Annotated in this window: 2 protein-coding genes and 1 pseudogene; 1 reads left to right on the forward strand and 2 read right to left on the reverse strand. The window is 59.3% G+C overall.

Annotation, left to right across the window (positions count from 1 at the left end; translation table 11 throughout):
• Positions 1 to 248 precede the first annotated feature (248 nt).
• Positions 249 to 983 carry an alpha/beta fold hydrolase gene (locus D8V06_RS30005; RefSeq protein ID WP_130932396.1) on the reverse strand — a complete coding sequence of 245 codons (735 nt, stop codon included), beginning with the start codon at positions 981 to 983 and terminating at the stop codon, positions 249 to 251.
• A gap of 81 nt (positions 984 to 1,064) precedes the next feature.
• On the reverse strand, positions 1,065 to 1,760 hold the full coding sequence (locus D8V06_RS30010) for an HAD-IA family hydrolase (protein WP_130904170.1): 696 nt from the start codon (positions 1,758 to 1,760) through the stop codon (positions 1,065 to 1,067).
• Between the two features lie 244 nt (positions 1,761 to 2,004).
• Between D8V06_RS30010 and D8V06_RS30015 the strand changes: the two are divergent.
• A pseudogene (locus D8V06_RS30015) lies at positions 2,005 to 3,376 on the forward strand (type IV secretion protein Rhs); the annotation flags it as partial.

Genomic DNA, 3,376 nt, shown 5'->3' on the forward strand with positions numbered 1-3,376 from the left:
TTCTTGGTATCCGGATCAGTGGCGGGAAGCACAAAGGCACGTCGTCCATATAAAACGAATGCAGACCGGAAAAATTAGCGAATGAGAACAACTATCAGAAGAGAGATAAAACGAGGGCGATAACAGAAAACTGACCACCCCAAAACCGGTAGGAGCAAAGCTTGCTCGCGATAGCGGTGTGACATCCGACATGGATATCGCCAGTCACACTGCCATCGCGAGCAAGCTTTACTCCTACAGAATCGGGGTCAGGCAGTGACGGCCATAGCGTGCCGTCGATGATGAACGTCGAGCTGATCCTTGATCACCTTGAGTACCTTGGCTTCATGCTCATGAATGAAGAAGTGCCCGCCAGCGAGCATGTCTAAGGAAAAGCTGCCGTGGGTTTCCTTGCTCCAGCCGATCAACTGCTCGGTGGTCGCTCGGTCTGCCTTACCGCCGAGTACGTGCACCGGACACTTGAGCAGTGGTCGCTGGATCGGCTCGAAACGTCCGCAGAGCTGGAAGTCGGCGCGCAGGATCGGCAGTGTCAGACTCATCAGTTCCTGATTGGCCAGCACTTCTTCGCGGGTGCCATTGAGGCTGCGCATTTGCTCGATCAATTCGGCATCGGTTTTCGGCTCGGCAAAACCACGGTCGTATTCCAGACGCATGGTTGGCGCCGCGGTGCCGGAGGCGAACAAGGCCACCGGTTCCGCAACGCCCAGCGAACGAAACGCATGGACCATCTCACAGGCGAGCAAGGCACCCAGGCTATGGCCGAACAAGGCATACGGTGCCTTGAGCATGGCTTTTTGTTCGTGGGCCAATTGCAGGGCCAGGCGGCGCATGTCGGTGTGCAACGGCTCGCCGTAGCGCGCGCCACGCCCCGGCAATTCCACCGGTTGCAGCTTGATCCACTCCGGCAGTTTGCGCCGCCAGCGGCTATAGACCATGGCGCTCGCGCCAGAATAAGGCAGGCACAGCAAAGTCAGCGGGGTCACCGGACGTACCTCAAAAGTTGTCTGTTCAGAGAACGGATGAAGTACGCCTGGAATTAGTCGCCGATCAAATGCCTACAGATGTCAGGCCCATTCCAGCGCCGGCAAGCCAAAGGCGCCCGGCTTGAAGGATTTGAGCGTACGAAGAATGCCATCGGCGTGTGCGTACTTTTCGTCAGCCATGGCCGCGTCCGGAATCGCGATCGCGGTCATCCCCGCTGCCTTCGCCGCCGTGACACCGAACGGTGAATCTTCGAACACCAGACAATCCCGGGGAGCAACGCCCAGGCGCCGCGCGGCAGTCAGAAAGATATCCGGTGCAGGTTTGGCCGCGCCCACGTCCGGGTCATCGGCGGTGACGATGAAATCGAACAAGGCGAACCAGTCGCGATGCAACGTGGTTTTCTGACCGAACGACTGGCTCGAAGAACTGGTGCCGACGGCAATCGGAATGTTGTGCGCCTTCAGATGCCGAACCAATTCCTGCGCGCCAGGCATCGCCTGCGCTGTAGGAAAACGCTCGCGCATCAGCGGTTCGCGGATCACCAGGAATTCCTCGGCACTGATCGGCAGCTCCAGCGCCTCGACCACGTAGCGCGCCAGATCACCCGCGCCACGACCGATGATGTTCTGCTTGAGGCTCCAGTCGAAAGTTCGCCCATAGCGTGCAGCGATCAGAGCCGTGACTTCGGTGTAAATGCCCTCGGTGTCCAGCAACAAGCCGTCCATATCGAAAATCACGGCCTTGATCGGGCCGAATTCTTTCAGCGGTGCATTCATCGCATCTGATCCGTATTGAACGATATCCCAGGCGGCTCAGGTGCGGCCGTTCCGTGATGGATTAAAGGTTTCAGCAGCATAGCGAGCGTGGCAGCCCCAGGGCAACGGGCAAAACCCGACCCATGACGAAGCGGCGACACTGATTTGGCGATTCGCCCTACAGAAAACTCCAATTTTCCCGACTTCTTTCGCACCTGATCCAACGCAAAGTTTCCCGCCTATTTCTCCAGGCGAAACCCCGCGAATGTTTGATCCAGACAAGCTGCTGGCCTTGAACAACACCATCGGCCTGCTGGTGGTCGCTGCCATGAACCCGCAGCGACCGGACGTCGAGGCGGTGCTCGGTGATTTCCGCCTCTGCCTCAACGACTATCAATCCTGGGCGGAAAATTTCTGGACTGGCGGGACACTGGCTGTCGAGCAAGTGTTCAAGGTCGGCAACGAAGTCCGCCTCAGCGCCCCGAAAAACTCCACCACACCCGTCAGCTCCACGGTTGCCACGTGCCCCGCCAGCGGCCCGTTAACCTTGGTGCACATGTTCGAAGCCGCGCGCTTCGTGCCCATCGGCAATACCCCGGTCAAGCTCGAACCGTTGATATCCGAAGGTGCCGACGGCGCGAAATACGGCGAGCCGATCCATCAAACCATTGGCCCGAGCGGCATCCTCAAAATCCCTGATTGCTGGCGTGGCAAGCGCTACCGCATCACTTTTTTTCCCAACGTAACCCGCGAACACGTCAAAGCGCTGTACGACTCTTACCAGGACGTTGTCGATGAGCTGGAAGGCTGGTTGCGCAACGAATGGACCCTCGAGTTTGAACCGCAGTGGAGCCACTTTTCCGAGGCGGATTTCATCCAGCGCTACGGCCTGTTGCAGCAAGCGGACTGGCTTGGGTTCGAGAAAACGCTGCAGGGTCTATGGGATGACGTGAAGCAGGTCTTTGCCCTGATGGCGGACCTGCAGGCCAACAGTGAAAAACTCCTTCAATACCTGAGCGAAGTCGAACTCGCCACGCTGCTGAACGCCTCGGCTGAAGCGATCGCCAACGTGTTGCTGGTGTTGAGCGACGAGCCGTTGATGTTCATTCATCTGGCGGCCTTTACCAGTTGGCTGAGGATGTTGCCGCCGCAGTACATCGCTGAAGTCGTGGCGCAAATTCGTACAGAGTTGTTGATCAGTTTCCTGCTCGTGCGCTTGACCGGTCCTGCCGGCCTGGGTCTCGGCATCAGCACCAAGGTGCTGGCGAAGATCAAGTCCGAACGCACCCGACGATGGCTCGCAGCAGCAGGTTTGCGCCTGGCCGAACTGGCCCGCCGCTCTGATCTGTCCAGCCACGCGGGCGCTCTCAAACCCGTGGTGATCAATGTCCGCAACGCGCCCCTGAAACCCGCGCCTGCGGTGCCAATGCGCATCAGCCCGACAGGGTCGGCAGATGTGCTGGTGGACAACCCCGTCGCCATCGCTCGTAACAAGTCCGCAGCCATGACCCGTCTGGCTCGCCAGGAACATCGGGATGATGTCCCTGCGCAAGCGAAAAACCCCAACGGCGACAGCGCCGACGCCGCCGACCGCACCGCCACCCATGGCTGCCCGGTGTCGCTGGTCACCGGCGAAG

It is taken from the genome of Pseudomonas sp. Sample_24 (genome assembly GCF_004307605.1).
GTDB lineage: Bacteria > Pseudomonadota > Gammaproteobacteria > Pseudomonadales > Pseudomonadaceae > Aquipseudomonas.

What these genes read in the sequence shown, in the direction of transcription:
- D8V06_RS30010 (WP_130904170.1), bottom strand. Translation starts at nt 1,760, where the DNA reads ATGAATGCACCGCTGAAAGAATTCGGCCCGATCAAGGCCGTGATTTTC.